The 18,292-nt window shown below is 64.3% G+C and carries 22 protein-coding genes; 9 read left to right on the forward strand and 13 right to left on the reverse strand.

Annotation, left to right across the window (positions count from 1 at the left end; genetic code table 11):
* Nucleotides 1–81: 81 nt before the first annotated feature.
* Both AC4ELS_RS07715 and AC4ELS_RS07720 read right to left on the reverse strand, forming a co-directional pair.
* A complete protein-coding gene (locus AC4ELS_RS07715; RefSeq protein ID WP_499046644.1) occupies nucleotides 82–1,539 on the reverse strand; it encodes a TniQ family protein in 1,458 nt (485 codons plus the stop codon).
* A gap of 431 nt (nucleotides 1,540–1,970) precedes the next feature.
* Nucleotides 1,971–2,336 (reverse strand): DUF2834 domain-containing protein, encoded by a 366-nt coding sequence (locus tag AC4ELS_RS07720; RefSeq protein WP_499046646.1) that lies wholly within the window; start codon nucleotides 2,334–2,336, stop codon nucleotides 1,971–1,973.
* Nucleotides 2,337–2,441: 105 nt separating this feature from the next.
* On the opposite strand from AC4ELS_RS07720, the gene AC4ELS_RS07725 reads away from it, so the two are divergent.
* Complete coding sequence (locus AC4ELS_RS07725) at nucleotides 2,442–3,038, forward strand: TetR/AcrR family transcriptional regulator (RefSeq protein ID WP_055111709.1); 597 nt, start codon at nucleotides 2,442–2,444, stop codon at nucleotides 3,036–3,038.
* A 35-nt stretch (nucleotides 3,039–3,073) separates the two neighbouring features.
* Nucleotides 3,074–4,285 carry an acyl-CoA dehydrogenase family protein gene (locus AC4ELS_RS07730; protein ID WP_448445132.1) on the forward strand — a complete coding sequence of 404 codons (1,212 nt, stop codon included), beginning with the start codon at nucleotides 3,074–3,076 and terminating at the stop codon, nucleotides 4,283–4,285.
* A 10-nt stretch (nucleotides 4,286–4,295) separates the two neighbouring features.
* On the opposite strand, the gene AC4ELS_RS07735 is transcribed toward AC4ELS_RS07730, so the two are convergent.
* Entirely contained in the window at nucleotides 4,296–4,562 is a 267-nt protein-coding gene (locus AC4ELS_RS07735; protein ID WP_499046648.1) for a YdeI/OmpD-associated family protein, read from the reverse strand.
* A 199-nt stretch (nucleotides 4,563–4,761) separates the two neighbouring features.
* Here AC4ELS_RS07735 and AC4ELS_RS07740 point away from each other — a divergent pair, with 199 nt between their 5' ends.
* Entirely contained in the window at nucleotides 4,762–5,430 is a 669-nt protein-coding gene (locus tag AC4ELS_RS07740; protein ID WP_064958385.1) for an SDR family oxidoreductase, read from the forward strand.
* Between the two features lie 21 nt (nucleotides 5,431–5,451).
* Here the strand turns inward: AC4ELS_RS07740 and AC4ELS_RS07745 are convergent, their stop codons facing one another.
* The 3 genes from AC4ELS_RS07745 to AC4ELS_RS07755 form a co-directional block, all read right to left on the reverse strand.
* Nucleotides 5,452–6,546 (reverse strand): tartrate dehydrogenase, encoded by a 1,095-nt coding sequence (locus AC4ELS_RS07745; protein WP_064883417.1) that lies wholly within the window; start codon nucleotides 6,544–6,546, stop codon nucleotides 5,452–5,454.
* Between the two features lie 81 nt (nucleotides 6,547–6,627).
* Entirely contained in the window at nucleotides 6,628–6,795 is a 168-nt protein-coding gene (locus AC4ELS_RS07750; RefSeq protein ID WP_110777365.1) for a hypothetical protein, read from the reverse strand.
* A gap of 192 nt (nucleotides 6,796–6,987) precedes the next feature.
* Nucleotides 6,988–7,731, reverse strand: coding sequence for a helix-turn-helix transcriptional regulator (locus tag AC4ELS_RS07755; RefSeq protein ID WP_463807291.1), 744 nt, complete (start codon nucleotides 7,729–7,731; stop codon nucleotides 6,988–6,990).
* Between the two features lie 109 nt (nucleotides 7,732–7,840).
* Between AC4ELS_RS07755 and AC4ELS_RS07760 the strand changes: the two genes are divergently transcribed.
* Nucleotides 7,841–9,004 (forward strand): LLM class flavin-dependent oxidoreductase, encoded by a 1,164-nt coding sequence (locus AC4ELS_RS07760; RefSeq protein ID WP_064958383.1) that lies wholly within the window; start codon nucleotides 7,841–7,843, stop codon nucleotides 9,002–9,004.
* 154 nt (nucleotides 9,005–9,158) lie between these two features.
* Entirely contained in the window at nucleotides 9,159–9,710 is a 552-nt protein-coding gene (locus AC4ELS_RS07765; RefSeq protein ID WP_499046650.1) for a VOC family protein, read from the forward strand.
* Between the two features lie 9 nt (nucleotides 9,711–9,719).
* Here AC4ELS_RS07765 and AC4ELS_RS07770 read toward each other — a convergent pair whose 3' ends face one another.
* Nucleotides 9,720–10,883, reverse strand: coding sequence for an aromatic ring-hydroxylating oxygenase subunit alpha (locus AC4ELS_RS07770; protein ID WP_498886814.1), 1,164 nt, complete (start codon nucleotides 10,881–10,883; stop codon nucleotides 9,720–9,722).
* 69 nt (nucleotides 10,884–10,952) lie between these two features.
* Between AC4ELS_RS07770 and AC4ELS_RS07775 the strand changes: the two genes are divergently transcribed.
* A complete protein-coding gene (locus tag AC4ELS_RS07775) occupies nucleotides 10,953–11,573 on the forward strand; it encodes a TetR/AcrR family transcriptional regulator (protein WP_064958380.1) in 621 nt (206 codons plus the stop codon).
* Here AC4ELS_RS07775 and AC4ELS_RS07780 read toward each other — a convergent pair.
* On the reverse strand, nucleotides 11,549–12,052 hold the full coding sequence (locus tag AC4ELS_RS07780) for a hypothetical protein (protein WP_236734784.1): 504 nt from the start codon (nucleotides 12,050–12,052) through the stop codon (nucleotides 11,549–11,551). The two genes, AC4ELS_RS07775 and AC4ELS_RS07780, sit on opposite strands and share 25 nt — an antisense overlap.
* Before the next feature lie 448 nt (nucleotides 12,053–12,500).
* Between AC4ELS_RS07780 and thiD the strand changes: the two genes are divergently transcribed.
* Entirely contained in the window at nucleotides 12,501–13,307 is an 807-nt protein-coding gene (thiD, locus tag AC4ELS_RS07785; protein WP_499046652.1) for a bifunctional hydroxymethylpyrimidine kinase/phosphomethylpyrimidine kinase, read from the forward strand.
* Nucleotides 13,308–13,313: 6 nt separating this feature from the next.
* Here the strand turns inward: thiD and AC4ELS_RS07790 are convergent, their stop codons facing one another.
* From AC4ELS_RS07790 to AC4ELS_RS07800, 3 genes are all read right to left on the reverse strand, one after another.
* A complete protein-coding gene (locus tag AC4ELS_RS07790; protein WP_499046654.1) occupies nucleotides 13,314–14,195 on the reverse strand; it encodes a TIGR03620 family F420-dependent LLM class oxidoreductase in 882 nt (293 codons plus the stop codon).
* A 189-nt stretch (nucleotides 14,196–14,384) separates the two neighbouring features.
* Nucleotides 14,385–14,669: a hypothetical protein gene (locus AC4ELS_RS07795; protein ID WP_131811652.1), complete on the reverse strand. Its 285-nt coding sequence runs from the start codon at nucleotides 14,667–14,669 to the stop codon at nucleotides 14,385–14,387.
* Between the two features lie 96 nt (nucleotides 14,670–14,765).
* The gene (locus AC4ELS_RS07800; RefSeq protein ID WP_463790525.1) at nucleotides 14,766–15,389 is read right to left on the reverse strand and encodes a TetR/AcrR family transcriptional regulator; all 624 of its coding nucleotides are present in this window, start codon (nucleotides 15,387–15,389) and stop codon (nucleotides 14,766–14,768) included.
* A 74-nt stretch (nucleotides 15,390–15,463) separates the two neighbouring features.
* On the opposite strand from AC4ELS_RS07800, the gene AC4ELS_RS07805 reads away from it, so the two are divergent.
* The gene (locus tag AC4ELS_RS07805; protein ID WP_498886822.1) at nucleotides 15,464–16,402 is read left to right on the forward strand and encodes an SMP-30/gluconolactonase/LRE family protein; all 939 of its coding nucleotides are present in this window, start codon (nucleotides 15,464–15,466) and stop codon (nucleotides 16,400–16,402) included.
* Here the strand turns inward: AC4ELS_RS07805 and AC4ELS_RS07810 are convergent.
* Both AC4ELS_RS07810 and AC4ELS_RS07815 read right to left on the reverse strand, forming a co-directional pair.
* A complete protein-coding gene (locus tag AC4ELS_RS07810) occupies nucleotides 16,395–16,796 on the reverse strand; it encodes a RidA family protein (RefSeq protein WP_498886824.1) in 402 nt (133 codons plus the stop codon). The two genes, AC4ELS_RS07805 and AC4ELS_RS07810, sit on opposite strands and share 8 nt — an antisense overlap.
* 61 nt (nucleotides 16,797–16,857) lie before the next feature.
* Nucleotides 16,858–17,340, reverse strand: a complete 483-nt coding sequence (locus AC4ELS_RS07815; protein ID WP_499046656.1) for a VOC family protein — start codon at nucleotides 17,338–17,340, stop codon at nucleotides 16,858–16,860.
* Nucleotides 17,341–17,417: 77 nt separating this feature from the next.
* On the opposite strand from AC4ELS_RS07815, the gene AC4ELS_RS07820 reads away from it, so the two are divergent.
* Nucleotides 17,418–18,197 (forward strand): SDR family NAD(P)-dependent oxidoreductase, encoded by a 780-nt coding sequence (locus AC4ELS_RS07820; RefSeq protein ID WP_498886827.1) that lies wholly within the window; start codon nucleotides 17,418–17,420, stop codon nucleotides 18,195–18,197.
* Nucleotides 18,198–18,292: the final 95 nt, after the last annotated feature.

Consider the following 18,292-nt stretch of genomic DNA (forward strand, 5'->3'; position numbering starts at 1 on the left):
CGGCGCTTATTCGTTGCCATGTCGTTGGTGATTCTTCCTGCCCGAGCACTCGGGCAACAGAGTCCCATAACGACTGGACCACTACAACGGGCTCACCTCAATAGGACTGGGGTGCGCGAGAAGGTAGTCGTGCAACCGAATGATTGCAGTGGCGATGTTCGGCCACAAGGGATTTCGATGAAGCCCGTTCAGGACCACCATTTGTTGCTTCGCGGTCACCTCGCCGCCGAGGCGTTGAATAGCTTCGTCCACCGTCACGCGAGTACCGATGATCAACAACAGCACTGACAACGATGAGCACACCTTGTCGAGGTGGAGACGCTGTCGGGCGGCGAGCCGTAAGCTCCAGTCGCGCCACAAAGCGCTGGGAACACTCTGAAGAACAACTCGACGATCCGTTGCGTCACGACTTTCCGGGTATCGGGGGAACTCGGTCATTGTCCGAAAGCGCAGCTTGTTCGAGGGAGTGAAATGTGCGCTGATGGCACTCACATACACCGCTTCCAGAGCGGGGCTCAGGTGCCCCAAACGCAACTCCTTAGGGGTCGGCTCTCTGCCGTACCCGCGGCGACCCACGACAGTGCGCAAACGATTCCCCGCTTCATGTACCGACTCAGATTCCAGAACTTTCAAGCTCAACGCAATCCCAATACCGGTAATCAGGGCCGGCGCTCGTGCCGTGAACCCCGCCGTCCTGCGCCACCCCCAAAGTTCCATGCTCGACGCGATAACTCGCTCGCTGATTGAACACCATCGGTCCGCACCCAGGAAGTCATCCACGTCCTCCAAAGGGATAACCGCAAGCAGGCGTGCCGACAACGTACGCAGGTCAGCCAATACCTGCAGGCTCGTCGCCGGCGACACTGAATAGATCCCAAACGTCGTAGTGGTGTCAGCCAGCACCGTCGACAACAGCGAGTGCGCCGTTGCCAGGGGATCGTGCAGCCTCAACGGCCCGGACACATTGCTGAGCAGTTCGCATCCGCAAATTGTTCGCCTCGGCTTGCTGCCCGTCCACGAATTGCACCGCAGCAGATCAGGGACACGCGCCATCGGCAACCAGTAGGGGGAAACGCATTGGGCCTGACCACATCCTGGGCAGCAGTCCTCAAGAAGGCACCCGTGTATGTCGCAGACGAAAATCCACGGAAGTCGCCAACGCAACTGCCACCGACCGCCCGTAGCTTTCAGACAGGCTGGACAGAAACGACTTCGATTCCGATCCCACGGCGACCAACGCAGCCTGCCAGCAGATGTATCCAAGGAAACAAGATGGCCGTCGAAACTTGCCAACGTCATCGCACAGACGATTTCCGGCTCGAGCCCTGTCGAGACCGAGATCGCGGCCAACTCCTGCTCAGTGAGGTAGACCGATAACCCAGCACGGCGTAGGTCGACGCCATCGATAGATGAACTGATGTGACGGAGGAACTGGCCAAATGTCGTGTCCTGAAGCATCGCTAACGTCCCGAGCCACGATTCAAGCACCTCCCCCGGCTGAGAAGTCAGCCCCACTGGCAACGTACGCCGCGGCGTCATGGCGGTCGCCCGTATCGGGCCTGATCGCACAGGTTGCCACTCGCGACACCGGCGAAGCAGCGCCGCTCTCCGTTTTTCCAGATTGACCGCTTCATGGAACGACTCCACTTGGTATATCGCAGGCGACCAACTACATCGTGAACGATAAATAGGCGGGCAGCGCTAGCCTTTGCGGCGAATGTCGGTGGACCACGGCAGGGTTGTAAATCTCTCTTTCAAGTTCACATTCGTAGACTCGTTGACCTGCCGCTTTGGCTGCGAGCTGCGTCTGGGCGACGGTGTGGGCCGCTGGTTTCAGCCGACACGATGACGCCTCCTGACTCATCGTGAATCAGGAGGCGTCACTCGTCGCCCAGGGCAGACACTCCGACGAGATACTCAGTCAGACTAACTAATGGGTCTAGTTTAACAACAAACCGCACTTTGCTAACTTACGTTGCAACTCGACAGACCCGCCGCTGCGCCAGCACCAACTGCCGCCGGATCAGAAACAGGGGAAACGCCACACTGACGGCGACGAGCGCACTGAGCACGATGTAGATCCACACCTTCGGGATCCCGATCCGACGAGCCTCGACGACCATGAACACGAATGCCGCCAACCCGAACAGCAGCAGGTCATTGGTGAGTGAGGACGACCCGTAGTTGGCGTAGCCACTCTGGAAAAAGTCGATCGTGCTCGTGCTTTCGGTGGTGAAGAAGCGGATATTGTTCCACCAGGTGGCGACCAGGGCCACCACGGCGATCACGGCGTAGACGCCGCACAGAATCTTGTCGTTTCTCGTCAGCTCCGCCATCGTCACGCCTCCCCGTCCTAACGATCAGTCCAGGTCAACCTATCGATCCGGCGGGCACAAGGGGCCTGTTTGCACCCCAAATTGGTGAGTGAGTACTCTCTCACCATGTCATCCGGACGTGACCGGCTCCTGGCCACAGCACTGAAGCTGTTCGCCGCCAAGGGGTACGCCGCCACGTCGGTAGCCCACATACAGCAGGCCGCCGGCCTGGCACCGGGGTCGGGTGCGCTCTACAAGCACTTCGGCTCCAAGCGGGAACTGCTCGAGTCCGCGGTCTCACACCGCATCGACGCGATCGTCAGTGCCCGAGAGCAGTACGACGCGGGCCACCCGAAGACCACCGAAGAGGCGGTTCGCAGCGCCGGGCAATTGATCTGGGCCAACCTGACCCAGAGCGAGGAACTGCTGCGGGTCATGCTGCGGGAGCCCGACGAGCTCGGTGACCTCGACGAGAAGACGTGGCAGGTCATCACCGACAACGCCTATCAACGATTCGCCGATGAGCTGGCCGCGTCGAATCGCTCGGGCCGCACCCAGATCCCCGATCCCGAGGCCACCGCGGCCGTCGCGATCTCCGCACTGTCCTATGCCGCGACGCTGCAGGCGCTGACCAAACGCTCGCCGGGCAACGTCGACAACGATCGCTTCTTCGAGGCCTGGGTGACCCAGACCGTCAGCGTGATCGAACAACACCGCTCGTAAACCCACCGAACACCAACATATTTCAGGAGCAAACCGTGACGTTCTCCATGCAACTGAGCGACGACGTGATCGAGGTCCGCGACTGGGTGCACCAGTTCGCGGCCGAGGTGGTGCGTCCGGCTGCCGCGGAATGGGACGAGCGCGAGGAGACCCCGTGGCCCGTCATCCAGGAGGCTGCCAAGGTCGGGCTGTATTCGCCCGAGTTGTTCGCCCAGCAGGCCGGCGAACCCACCGGCCTCGGCATGCTGACCGTGTTCGAGGAGCTCTTCTGGGGTGACGCCGGCATCGCCCTGTCGATCCTCGGTACCGGGCTGGCCGCAGCGGCGTTGGCGGGCAACGGAACTCCCGAACAGCTGGGCCGCTGGCTGCCCGAGATGTTCGGCACCGCCGACGCCCCCCACCTGGGTGCGTTCTGCTCGTCCGAACCCGACGCGGGATCCGACGTCGGCGCCATCCGCACCCGCGCCCGCTTCGACGAGGCGACCCGCGAGTGGGTGCTCAACGGCACCAAAACCTGGGCCACCAACGGCGGCATCGCCAACGTCCACATCGTGGTCGCCTCGGTCTACCCCGACCTCGGTTCCCGCGGCCAGGCCACGTTCATCATCCCGCCGGACACCCACGGCTTCACGCAGGGCCAGAAGTTCAAGAAGCACGGCATTCGCGCCTCCCACACCGCCGAGGTGGTGCTCGACAACGTCCGCCTGTCCGAGGATCTGATCCTGGGCGGTCGGGAGAAGTTCGAGGAGCGCATCGCCCGCGTGAAGTCGGGCGCATCGGCCGGCGGCCAGGCAGCGATGAAGACCTTCGAGCGCACGCGGCCCACAGTGGGTGCGATGGCGGTCGGCGTGGCCCGCGCCGCCTACGAATACGCACTCGACTACGCCTGCCAGCGTGAGCAGTTCGGCCGCAAGATCGGCGAGTTCCAGGCCGTCGCCTTCAAGCTCGCCGACATGAAGAGCCGTATCGACGCCGCCCGGATGCTGGTGTGGCGTGCCGGCTGGATGGCCCGCAACAACCAGGCATTCGACAACGCCGAGGGCTCGATGGCCAAGCTGGTGGCCAGCGAGACAGCGGTCTACGTGACCGATGAGGCCATCCAGATCCTCGGTGGCAACGGCTACACGCGCGACTACCCGGTCGAGCGGATGCACCGCGACGCCAAGATCTTCACGATCTTCGAAGGCACCAGCGAGATCCAGCGTCTGGTGATCTCCCGGGCCATCACCGGCCTGTCGATCCGGTAGGCAGCAGCGGCTACTTGCCGGTGCGCTCGCGGTGCTTGCACCCGGGCCAGCAGCAGGGTCGCCGCTGCCCCTCCTCCAACTCCTCCTGCGTCCGGCGGATCCGTCGCTCGCGCGTCACCTGCCGCTTGGCATCCTCGACCCAGCAGATGAACTCGTTGCGCGCGAGCGGCGTGATATCCCGCCACGCCTCCAGTGCTGTGGCATTTCCGATCAGCGCCTCACGCAGGTCTGTCGGCAACTTGTGCACGACCCCGCCAGGCACCCGTTGGCCAGTCACTCCGCCAGGTTATGCCTCGCGGCTCAGCAACACAGTTGCGACACGACATTGCCCTTACCGTGACCTTAGAAGCGCCTTATTTTTCTTAGAGTTGGTGTACGGTGGGTTCCCAGGGGCGGTTGTGAGCACGGCCACACCGTGTAATCGCAGGTCAGAATTTCCCGACCAGCCGCCTCGCAGTGACGGAAAGGAACCCGACATGCAGCCTGCAGCAGCCACCCGGATCGCTCTTGTCACCGGTGCATCGCGGGGTATCGGCGCCGACGTCGCACAGCAGCTCGCCGGCCCGGACACCCACGTCGTCGTCAACTACCGCGAGAAGGCCAAACGCGCCAACACGGTCGTCGACGCCATCCGACGCGCGGGCGGCCGCGCCTCCACTCTTGGGGCCGACATCACCGACGAGGCTGCCGCCGCCGCGATGATCGAGCGCGTGGGCCGCGAGTTCGGCCGCCTCGACGTCCTGGTGCTCAACGCGTCGACCGGGCTGCAGCTTGGCACCGATCCGGGCTACGCGATGCGGCTGAACCGCGATGCCCAACGCCGGCTGGCCAAGCTGGCGCTGCCACTGATGCCGGTGGGCGGTCAGATCGTGTTCGTCACCAGCCATCAGGCCCACTTCTACCCGAACAAGGCCGTGCCGAAGGGCTACGCGGCGACCGCCGCGAGCAAGCGCGCCGGCGAGACCGCCCTCTATGCCATGCGTTCGGAATTCGACCGGCGGGGAATTGATTTCACCGTGGTCTCCGGTGAGGTGATGTCAGACCGCGAGTTGGCGACGACCATCGCTCGGGCCGCGTCCGCGCCGTACCCGTCCGGGATCGTCTACGCCGGTGGGCCCGACTTTCTGTGCCAGATGTCGGCCTGACAAATAACAGATCGCTCAAACCTACTGCGAACCAGCAGCATTCGCCTGCAACTGATCGCGGACCGCGTCCCCCAATGCGCTCGTAGTCGCGGTTCCACCCATGTCGGGGGTCAGGATGTCGCCTCCGCGGGCCAGCACATCTTCGACGGCTTTCAGGATCGCCGCTGCGGCGTCAGGTTCACCCAGGTGGTCGAGCATCAATGAGGCGCTCCAGATCTGCCCGATGGGATTGGCGATACCACGTCCGGCGATGTCGGGCGCAGAGCCGTGAACCGGTTCGAACAGACTCGGAAATCGCCGTTCCGGGTTGATGTTTCCGCTGGGAGCGATGCCGATGGTGCCGGTGCACGCAGGCCCCAGGTCGGACAGGATGTCCCCGAAGAGGTTGCTCGCGACGACGACGTCGAACCAGTCGGGGTGTAGAACGAAGTTCGCCGCGAGGATGTCGATGTGGAACTTGTCCACCTCGATGTCGGGAAACCGCTCACTCATCTGCTCGACGCGCTCGTCCCAGTACGGCATCGTGATCGAGATACCGTTGCTCTTCGTCGCCGAGGTCAGGTGCCTGTCGGGCCGGCGTTGGGCAAGCTCGAACGCATACTTGAGGATCCGGTCGACGCCGACCCTCGTCATCACCGTCTCTTGCACCACCGTCTCGCGGTCCGTGCCCTCGAACATCCTGCCGCCGATACTCGAGTACTCGCCCTCGGTGTTCTCCCGTACGACGACGAAGTCGACGTCGCCGGGCCCTCGGCCGGCCAGCGGACTTCGCACCCCCGGCATCAATTTGACGGGCCGCAGGTTGACGTACTGGTCGAAGTGCCGACGGAACTGCAGGAGGCTGCCCCACAGCGAAATATGGTCGGGGACAACGTCCGGCCAGCCGACGGCGCCGAAGAACAGCGCGTCGAACCTACTCAGTTCGTCGAACCACCCGTCGGGCAGCATGGCGCCGGTGTCGCTGTAGTACTCCGCGCAGGCGTAATCGAACTGCTCATAGGCGATGGCGAAATCAAAGGCGGCCGCCGCCGACTCCAGCACCTTGAGTCCCTCGGGGACCACTTCCTTACCGATACCGTCGCCCGGGATCACTGCAAGCCGGTGGGTGGTGGTCATTCCGCCACCTTACGTTTTGGCGGTTGGCCGCCAACGAAAGCGAGGGGCACCCGGTGTGGGTGCCCCCGCTCGTGTCGGGTGTCAGCGGCCGTTGCCGAACGTCGATGTGACGACACCGCTGCTCGCATGCTGTTGGATGTCATGCACCCACTGGTGATGGGTGATGTCCGCCTGCGCCGGGGCCGCCAGGCCGACGATGGCGGCGGCGAAACCGGTGGCGATCATGCTCGCAAAACCAAACTTCTTCATGTCGAAGCCCTTCGTTCTGGGCGTTCGAGCCGTGGCGTGAGTGTCGCGGTTCGGACGTCTCGTCCACCGGTTCGGGGAATTCCTACCCGGTCTGGCTGTCACAACGCACTGGTCAGAGCGGTTAATTCCGCTGGCAGAAATTGACCGGCGGTTGGCAGCAATGGCCAACTCATGACGGGTCCGGGCAGGACGTCAGCGCGTCGCGGCCAGTACCGCAAGCTCGGTACGGGTCCGGCAGCCCGTCGTCGCCAGCGCCCGGCTGACGTACTTCTTGACGGTGTCCTCGGTCAGGCACAACGTCGTCGAGATCTGCGCGTTGGTCTGCCCGCGGGCCAACAACGCGACGACATCGCGCTGCCGCTGCGGCAGTTGCGCCAGTGGATCCACCCGGGCAGCGGGCATCAGCGGACGCGCCAGGCCGCGCAGACGCCGGCACAGTAACCGCAGCGCCGAGGCGTCCCGCGCATCGACCGCGTCCGGATCCGGATCGAACAGCCCGAGCAGACCGTGCGCAGCACCGCCGATCGGGAACGTGAACGCGTTGCACGACTGCAGTCCGGCCCGATGCAGAAACTGCTCGACGTAGGCGGCGGCCGACGCGGGCACAGCCAACTCCCGCAGGCTGACCGACCCCGCCGTACGCAGCTGCTGCAACGCGATCGGGGTGGCGAAGACATCGTGCCCGCGCCATCTGGCCATGTAATCGTCCAGCAGCGCATTCTCGTAGTCGGTGGTGATGGGAGCGGTATCCGCGAACGCGCCCGCCACGGTCGGCCCGGCGAAGAATGTGACCCCGCGGACCTCGAACACTTCACTGATCGCGTCCACGACCGCCCGCCGGAATTCCAGGAAATCAGCCGCGTCGTCGCAGGCGTCGAGCACCGCGAACACCTTCTCGTAGTCTGCGACCTGCAGCTCGGCTGTGGCACGCCTCACCCGACGAGTAAACGACGACGGACGTCGAATTGTCCACCTTCGTGCACTGTTGGCGACGTCCCCGCGGGACTAGCTTTCTGGCAAGCACACTTCGCGGCAAGGAGGCCCCGTGTCCCGACTCCGGTTCGGTTATTTCATCGCCCCGTTCCACCGCCCGGGCATCAACCCCACGTTGGCGCTGCACCGGGATCTGGAGTTCGTCGAGCATCTCGACGCCCTCGGGTACGACGAGGTCTGGATCGGTGAGCACCACTCGGCGGGTAGCGAGATCATCAGCTCGCCCGAGGTGTTCATCGCCGCGGCGGCCGCCCGGGCCAAGCGGATCACGTTCGGCACCGGCGTGATCTCGCTGTCGTACCACAACCCGCTGTGGGCGGCCGACCGGTTGATGCTGCTCGACCACCTCACCCACGGCCGCATCATCGGCGGCGTCGGGCCGGGCTCGCTGCCCACCGACTCGGCCATGATCGGGCTGAACCCCACCGACACCCGCGAACTCCTGGAGACCAACCTCGACATCATGGTGCGTCTGCTCGCCGGAGAGACGGTGAGCGCCAAGACCGCCACGCACGAATTATTCGATGCCAAACTGCAATTGGCTCCATACTCCGAGGGTGGGATCCCGCTGTCGGTCGCGGCCGTCGCGTCTCCGACCGGTGCGCGGCTGGCCGGTAAGCACGGCATCGGCCTGCTGTCGATCGGCGCCACGCTGAGCGAGGCCGGTTTCGATGCGCTGGCCCATCACTGGAACATCGCCGAGGAACGTGCCGCGGCGTTTGGCACCACGATCGACCGTCGCAACTGGTCGCTGGTCGGACCGTTCCACGTCGCCGAGACCGATGCGCAGGCCCGCGCCGAGGTCCGCTACGGCATCGAGGCGTGGTTCAACTACTTCCAGAAGGTCGCCGCCTTCCCGCAGATGACCATGCCGGGAGACACCATCGACGGGATGATCGACACGATCAACGAACGCGGCGCCGGCGTGATCGGAACGCCGGAACGGGCGCGCGCGCAGGTACAACGGCTCTGGGAGCAGTCCGGCGGTTTCGGATCCATGTTGCAGATGGCCGCGGACTGGGCCAATCCCGCCGCCACCCGCCGCTCGGCGGAACTGTTCGCCGAAGAGGTCATGCCCCACTTCCAGGGGCAGGCCCAGCCCACCCTGGACGCCGCAGCGCGTGCCGGGCAGGTGCGTGACGGGCTGGCCCAGTCTCAGATCGACGCGATCGCGCATATGGCGCAGAAGTACGAGGCGGAAAAGGCCGACAACTAAACAGGTTTGGCGAGGCTTCGGCGCGCCGTTTTCTACCGTTGGGCTGGTTCTCCGCAGGCATCGCGACCCAGAGGTGGAAAACCGCGCGCGCAGCCCCTTCACAGCGTGGCCTCCGAGTACTACATTCGGTAGTAGTCGACTCCCAGGGGGCAGGATGCGGTGGCGCGGCGTAAGTCATGTCGAGTTCGCGGTCTTGGACTACGACGAATCGCTCAAGTTCTATGACGCGATGCTGGGCTGGCTGGGGTACAGCAGTTTCTCCTCGCTCAACATGGAGTACCAGTCGGTCTACTACATGACGCGATACCTCAACCCGCACAGCTACATCGGGATTCAGCCCGCATTCACCGGCGACAAGCTCACCCATACCGACCAGTCCGTCGGGATCAACCACATCGCGCTGTGGGCCCGAAACCGGAAGGAAGTGGACCACTTTCATCGCGAGTTCCTGATCGCCCGGGATATTCCCGTCACCGATGAACCCAAGGACTACCCCCAGTACTGGCCGGGCTATTACGCGGTGTTCTTCGACGACCCGATCAACGGAATCCACTGGGAACTGGCCTGGGTTCCGAAATTTCCATCCCCGCGACAGCTGTGGGCGTTCTATCGAACCATCCGGGCCTTCGGGAAGCAGCGTCCCGACCTGGCGAACTCGGTGCCCGGCATCACTTTGCAGGCGCGACGGACGCTGCCAGGAAAGTGACTGCCGGACTCACGCCAGCGCCACACCCAATTCCTGTGCGAACACCTTGATCATGTGCTGAACCGCAATTTCGTTGCGGCCGATGATCATATGGTCGTGCTGACCGTGCCGGACCGCCTGCCCGCACTGCGGCAGCATGGCGAAATCCTCGTCGCGCACCGCAGCGTGAACTCCTTCGTAGACCGCGTCATAGCCGGCCCGCATGTCATCAGTCGTGGCCGGGACCCGGCCCATCCAGCTGTGCCGGACCGTGCAGCGGGTGGGCTCCCCCGCCGGCAGCATGTCGATGATCTCCACGCCGACCGGGCTGTTGGCCAGGATGAGGTTGGGATACACCCAGTAGATGACACCCATGTTGGCCGACGGGTCGAACGTGCCACTCGGATCATCGGAGAGATTCTTGATCCAGTTGAACGGGAAGCCGATTCGGTGATGCTTGCCGAATTCGTCGTAGATGGCGGTGTTCGGCAGGGTGTTCTGCCCGATCAGACTCTCGCCGTGGACGAACGGGAAGTGATACCCCTCCGCGAACGCCTCGAGCGCTCCTTTCCACGACACTTCCGAGGAGAACTCGCGGTCGGTGTGATAGCCATAGGTCTCGTAGTTCCATTGCGCCAGTTCGGGACCGAGCGGACCCAGGTGAGCGTCGAGGTCGATGGTCGCGTCTGCGGTGAGCACGGCCCAGACAAAGCCGTGGCGCTCCTCGGACGGCAGCTCCACCAGTCCGTATTCGGCGGGATCCATCGTGTCGAAGCCGGCCTTGCCCGGCACCATGAACAGCTCACCGGTGTTGCGGTAGGTCCAAGCGTGATAGGGGCAGACGAATCGTGACGCGTTACCCGATCCGCAGGCCGGCATCGCTCCGCGGTGGCGGCAGTAGTTGAGGAACACGTGGCTCGCCCCGGTGCGGTCCCGGGTGACCAGCAATGAGTCCCCGAGCACGGAGCGGACGACGAAGTCGTTCTTCTCGGCGATCTGAACCGACGGCACGATCGCCAGTGGGACCCGGCGCAAGATCTGGGATTCCTCGATCTCGGTGATCTTCGGGTCGCGGTAGTAGTGCAGGGGCACCTTCAGCACCCGGTCTGCCATATCCGTCGTCCCCTCGACGGCATGCCGCAAAGCGCGACGGGTCAGTTCTTCATCGGTGCTGCTCACCGGGCCGACAGTCATGACCTGACCATACAGTGACTGTGAACTGTATTGTCAAGATCCGAACGTCAACCGTGCGACGATCAACGGATGCGCAGGCACGGCTGGTCGGGAGACATTCCCGCCGACGACGACGAAGCCGTCCGCCGCATCATCGGTGCGGCCCGGCAGGCGATCGACGCGCGCGGCACCGTGAGCGTGTCCGAAGTGGCCCAGGCACTCGGGGTGACGCGCCAGACGATCTACCGCTACTTCCCCACGCTGGAGAGCCTCATGGCCGCCACCGCCGTGTCGTCGGTGGACGGCTTCCTCGATCGCCTGGCCGAGCAGCTGGGCTCGATCACCGACCCCAGCGAAGCCGTCGTCGAAGGCATCGCCTACACGGCGGAGCAGATTCCGCACGACCGATATCTCAGCCTGGTGCTGCAACCCGGCAAGGCCAGCGCGTTCACGGCAGGAGTTACCTCCGACCTTGCCATCGAATTCGGCAAGTCGATTCTGCGCCGGTTCGACATCGATTGGGCCACAGTAGGATTCGACGGAGATGCACTCGATCAGCTGGTCGAATTCATGCTGAGGATCCTGCAGTCGTTCATCATCGATCCGGGTGGACCGGCGCGCCACGACAAAGGACTGCGTACCTACCTTCGCGACTGGGTGGCGCCGGCGGTGTCGGCCCGTACGACCTACCCGTCGTCGCCGGCCCCGTGATTGGGGTTGGTGCAAATGGTGCCCTCGCACGGCACATCTGAGCCGTCCCCGTTCGGGTTGGGCATCACCGCCCCGCCGTTCTCATCCGGGTTGTCGCCGGCCCCGTGATTCGGATTGGTGCAAATGGTGCCCTCACACGGCACGTCTGAGCCGTCCCCGTTCGGGTTGGGCATCACCGCCCCGCCGTTCTCATCCGGGTTGTCGCCGGCCCCGTGATTCGGATTGGTGCAGATCGTGCCCTCACACGGCACCATCGAGCCGTCCCCATTGGGGTTCGGCATCATCGGCTGAGTGGTTTGACCAGGTCCGGGCGCCGGCGCGGTACCCGGAGATTTGACCGGCCCATGCTGACTGGAAGTGGACTCGGCAGGGACGGGACTGGTGGTCGGGGCCTGATCAGTCGACGAGCTGCTGCATGCGGCGGCCCCAAAGACCGCCAGTGCAGCCGCGGCTGCGGCCATACATTGCACGAGCTTCATGACGGCGACGGTATCAGCTAACTACACAGCACACTGCCAGTTCTGGGTAAACGACCAAATTCGAAACCAAAAGGAAGCTTTCACAACTTAATTCAAGCTTCGATCGGACGGGAACACGCCGCGACCTGGCATATACAGCAATTATGAGATCCCGACAGGGATCTGGGCCTCGCCGCGCGAGACAACAGGCGGTCACCCGCCACGCTTGCGAAAAACTATTGAATTGTCAACAACCTTCGGACCTGAAACGCCCATCAAGGACGCGGGCGCTGTGACCAATCACCTTGGGTCGCAACATGGAACATCGTCTGCCCAACTGCAGCCGTGGCGCTACGGTGCCAGCGTGATCTGGGCGGCGATTTTCCCACCTCTCCTGCACTCAGCAACGCACCCGGATATCCGCTGGGTTAATGTCGGATGTCCGTAGCGCAGGCGTACGCTCACCCACGTGGTCGACCTCTCGTATGTCATCGCCGGATCCGAAGCCACCGGCGGCGCCGGCCTGCAAGCCGACCTGCGCACGTTTCAGGAGTTCGGCACCTACGGCGTGGGCACCGTGACCTGCATCGTGTCGTTCGACCCCAAGGCAGACTGGGGCCACCGGTTCGTCCCTGTCGACCCACAGGTCATCGCCGATCAGATCGAGGCGGCGACGTCGGCGTACAACCTCGATGTCGTCAAGATCGGCATGCTCGGCACCCCCGCGACCATCGACATCGTCGCGGAGGCTCTCGCCCAGCAACCGTGGCGGCACATCGTTGTCGACCCAGTCCTGATCTGCAAAGGGCAAGAGCCCGGCGCTGCACTCGACACCGACACCGCTCTGCGCAGCCAGATCCTGCCGCTGGCGACGGTCACCACGCCGAACCTGTTCGAGGCGCGCACCCTCGCCGGGATGGACGACTTCTCTTCCATCGACGACCTCGTCGAGGCAGCCCGGCGCATTGCCGACCTCGGACCCACGTACGTCCTGGTGAAGGGCGGGGTCGAATTTCCCGGCGACGACGCGGTCGATGTTCTCTTCGACGGCACGGACGCCGAGGTTCTGCGTGCGCCGAAGGTCGGCGACGCCCGGGTCGCCGGTGCGGGATGCACGTTGGCGGCAGCGATCACCGCCGCGCTGGCCAAGGGATCCAGCGTCCCGGAGGCGGTGCGCCTGGCCAAGGACTTCACCACAGCCGGAATCGTCGAACGGATCAGCGGCAATGCACCGTTCGACACGGTATGGCAGGGCGCTGGCCGCACACCTCGCTGATACCGCTCACCTGGGCGCGATGCCCAACGCCCCGGCCAGGGACTCATAGATCCTGAACGTGTCCTCGTCGTAAACCTGGAGCAGAACCTCCGGCATCTGCGGGTGCGGCGCCGAGTGCTCACCCACCACCTGGATCTGCACGTGATTCGCCCCAGCCGCCAAATGTGCACGCAATCCCCGCGCAACTGTCGCCGTGTCACCATGCACGGCGAGCTGGTCGATCAACCGGTCGCTGCCGTCGCCGGACAGATCGTCATCCGTGAAGCCGAGTCGCCGTAGATTGTTGGTGTAGTTGACCAATCCGAGGTACGGATGCTTGATCCGTGGACGGGCGAGAGCGCGCGCCCCTTCGGGGTCCGACTCGAGAACCACCTTCTGCTCGGGCGCCAGTATCCGCTGAGACCCGAGCGCCGCCCGCGCACGGCGGGAGTGTTCGGGCGTGACGAGGTACGGAACCGAGCCGGCCGCCCGCTCGGTCGCCAGCGCCAGCATCTTGGGACCCAGTGCGGCCAGCATCCGCTTCTCGTGGGGAACACCGTGCTCATCAAGAGCATCAAGAAACCCGTTCAGGGCAGCCATCGGGGTGCGGTAATTGCCAACCTGTTCAGGGTGTCCCACCCCGAGGCCCAGCAGCAGGCGGTCCGGGTATGACCGCTGGATACGCCGATACGCTGCTGCCAACACGGCCGCATCACCGCGGTAGATGTTGTAGATGCTGCTGGCCACCACCAAATGGTCCGTGGCGCCGAGCAGTTCATCGAGTCCCGACAGATCAGGTTCCGGGCCACCCAGCCACAGCGTCGTGTAGCCCAGGCCTTCGATCCGCTTTGCCATCTCAGGTGTTGTGGCATACGCCGGTTGCCAGACACCGAATTCACCGAGATTCACTGCACACCTCCAGTCACGCGTCGTTACGTCACGAGCGTGCCTCGCTAAAATTGGACCAGCAAGTCCAAACTGCCTTCACCAAACTCGAGGGTGTGATCAGTCGAGGTCGACGGCCAGGCCCTATCCTTGGAGCATGGACTGCGCCGGCCCAGTAGCGCCGCCGCCTGGCCGTCATCGGCGACTGGAGGCTCAGGCGGAAGGAAACCTGAAGATGAGGGCGTCGAGCAGGCGCCTCACCTCGTTGAGTCGCGTACGCACCGCGGCCTGATGATGGAGCGCCCCCGGCCGACCGTCCGTGACGCGCGCGTTGATCCGCTCCAATTGCGTTTGCAGGTCGACCATTTCATCCTCGAGAAGGGCGATGAACGCCTGCGCCTGACGCACGTCGGCGCTGGCCCGTGGAGCCCGGTTCACCACCGGTGATGGCGCGGCCACCGGCCGAAGCCAGAGTGGATCAACAGCGTCTGCGGTCATCGTCCTACCGTCGCAGCGCCCCTCGGTGATCCAGTTTCCCGGCAGTATCCGTCCGGTAAGGAGCCGTTCACACTGTCGTCAGGCTGTGTGTGAGTTCTACCCGAGCAGCGCACTGGCAATGTCGGCGAAGTGCTTTCGCACCGAGGTTTCGTCCATGTCGAGGATGAGCTGCGAGATTGCCCCGTCATAGACCGTGACCAGCGCCCGCGCCATTTCGGCCGGCGTGGGTAGCGACGCCGGAAGATCCGGCGCCCGATCACGGATGTGGTCGGCGAGCATATGAGTGAAGTCCTCGCGCATCTGCGACCGTGCTGTGGCGAGTTCCAGCTGCACGTCAGGGCGGCGGGCCGCGTACAGGACGAAGTCCGTGTTGATCAGTAGCCAGTCCCGGTCGATGGGCAGACCCTGCGACCAGGCCTGGATCGTGGCCTCGACCGTGTCACCCGGTTCGGCGGCCAGGAATCTGATGGTGTGCTCGGCAAACCCGCGCGACTGTTCGCGATAGAGAGCCAGGAACAACTCGTCGAGAGTGCCGAAGTTCGAGTAGAAGGCGCCCTTGGTATAGCCCGAGGCTTGGCAGATGTCATCGATCCTGGTACGCCCGAACCCTTTTGAGGCAAACACCGAGAATGCAGCATCCAGCAGCCGCTGACGGGTCTCGACGCGTCGGCGCGTCATCGGCCGTGACTGTTCGACCGATCGACCGGCGTCCTTCTCCACGGGTTCATGATACCTTTTGGCATCCGATACTAAAAGGTATCAAACTCAGCGTGAGATGACTGAGGGGTGAGTTGATGCTGCAGAAGGCAATTGGCGCCGTGGCAGGTGCCGTCGCGACCCTGTTCGTGGCGGCCGTACCAATCGCATGCGCAACGCCTGGCGCCGATGCGCGTACTGGCGCATGCCAGCGCTGGCAGATGACCACGGTGGCCAGCGGACTGGGCGCTCTGGAGAACCTCGAACCGGACGGCCGCGGCGGGTTCTACCTGAGCGCGATCAACGACGGTCGACTGCTTCACGTCGATGACGAGGGAAACAGCAGCACAGTGCTGTCAGGTCTCGATCATCCAGCGGGCCTGCGACTTTCAGGGAATGACCTGTACTTCCTGACCGGAAACAATCCCGGCACGTCGCGCGGAACTTTGCAACGACTGGACGTGACAGCCGGTCAATCGACGACGCTGCTCACCGGGCTGCCCTCACCGAATGGCCTGCTGTTCCTGCCGGACGGCGATCTGATCTTCTCGCAATTGACCGTCCCTCCGCGGGGCATCGACCGCTACGACCCCACCACCGGACGTCACACGAAATCCTGGTCCAGCACCCCGTTGCCCAACGGGCTGGCACTGACCCCCGACCGCACCGCGCTGTTTACCGAGAACTCGGCCCTGTCAACGGTTTTACGTCTCCCCCTCGACAAGCCGAACGCCACTTCGACCGTGGCGCGGCTACCCGGGCTGATTGCCGGCTCCGACGACATGCAGGCCACCCGCGACGGAACGTTGTACGTCGCGGGTGACACCTCCGGAGAGGTCTACGCGGTGAACACCGACACCGGCCGTATCTGCACGATAGCCAAAGGGCTCAGCCAACTTTCCCTGCCGCCCAACGGACCGACCTCGGTGCGGGTGGGCCCGGGGCCCGACGGCAATGCCCTGTATGTCACGGCCATCGACGGCAAACTGCGCCGGCTGCAACCCCCGGCCGGGACCGACCTCACGCCGGTCACATGACCGGCGGCACCGCGATCGCCTCGATCTCGACGAGTTGATCAGGGTACCCGAGGACTGCCACGCCCAACAGCGTGCTCGGCGGCCGATGGTCGGCGAAAGCCGACACCACCTCGCCCCACGCCACTGCGAGATCGTCACGTTGACCACTGGCGACGTAGATCGTCGTCTTCACCACGTCGCGCAACTGGGCACCGCACTCCTGCAACGTAATCCGGAGATTGGCCATCGACTGGCGGGCCTGGGCGGCGACATCACCGGGACCGACGACTTGCCCCTGATCATCGAGTGGGCAGGCGCCCGCGGTGAAGATCATGCCGTTTGCAGGTGCGATCGCCGCGTAGGCGTAGGGCACGCCCGAGAACAACCGAGAACCACGCACCAACTCGATGGCCATGCCCCAGTGTGGCAGGCCGCCCTACCCTCGGTGGGGTGGATGTGTACGAAGCAGGTGACTGTTAGCTTTCTGCGCTGAGGTCTGCGCCGCGATGCATTTCATAGCTGCTGCGGGCGCCACCGGGAAACTCGACGAATTCCACCGCGGTGCCGTCGGGGTCGTTGACGAAGAACATCCGGACCCGGTCGATCGGGAAGGGCTCCTGAACAGGCTGGAAGCCCGCGTCGACCACGGCGCGGTAGGTGGCGTCGAGATCGGTGACCGACAATGCGATGTTCTGGTTGCCGACGATGCCCCGCTTCCCCGGTCCAGGCGGGGTCGACGAACCGAGGCTGAGCAGTTCGAGCATGACTCCGCCCACGGCTCCCCCGACCACACGACCCTCTTGCCGGCGGGACGAGTGCAGGACCGCATCAAACGGCTCACCCGAAATCAACTGGTCGAACACCACATCCATGCCCAACAGGCCACGGTAGAAACCGAGGGCCCGGTCCATGTCGGTCACGCCGACGACCAGATGGCAGAAACGTAGGTCACTCAACATGGTTCCTCGACTTCCTCGTCAGCGCTTGATCATATGAGTTAGCGTGCCAAATCTGGCCGAATCCGAAAGGCAGGTCCATGTCCACCTACAGCCATCCGCACTCACTGGACGGCCACGTCGCGATCGTCACCGGAGCCGCCCGTGGTGTCGGCAAAGGCATCGCGACCGCGTTGTTGTCCCGTGGGGCGCGCGTATTGGTGACCGACATCCTCGACGAGGTATTGGCAAACACCACAGCGGAATTCACCGACGCCGGATTCGAGGTGGCATCGGTGGTTGCGGACCTACGTGACGCCGACAGCGCCCAGCGCATCGTCGACGCGGCACTCGAGGCGTTCGGCACGGTGAACGGACTGGTCAACAATGCCGTCGCCAGCGCCGGACCCATCCCGTTCTTCGACATTCCCGCCGAGGAATACGAGCGCGTCCACGACACGGGGCCGCGGGCGACGTTCCGGCTCATGCAGGCGGTCCACCCGGTCATGGTCAACGGTGGCGGTGGATCCATCGTCAACCTCGGCTCCGCCGCGGGCACCGTCGGCACACACTCGTTCGGCGCGTACGCCGGCGCCAAAGAAGCGATTCGTGGCATGTCCAAGGTTGCCGCCCTCGAATGGGGCGTCGACGGGATCCGCGTCAACGTGGTCTGCCCGCTTGCCGAGACGGACGGCTTGAAAGTGTTGCGCGACATGGCGCCCAAACAGTACGAGGCGGTCGTCAGGAGCACCTCGCTCAAACGAATCGGCGACCCCACCGACGACATCGGGGCGGTCGTGGCCTTCCTGATCGGTGACGATTCCACCTATCTCACCGGGCAGACCCTGCTCGTCGACGGCGGAGCCGGCTCCTTCCGCTAGGGCGTGTCTGACAAAACTAGAAGCCAGAGGGTGACGGCGCGTAGGACAGCTGCTGCCCGGTAGACGACGGCGAGTTTGTCGTAACGTGTGGCCAG

The organism is Mycobacterium shunyiense, assembly GCF_058270035.1.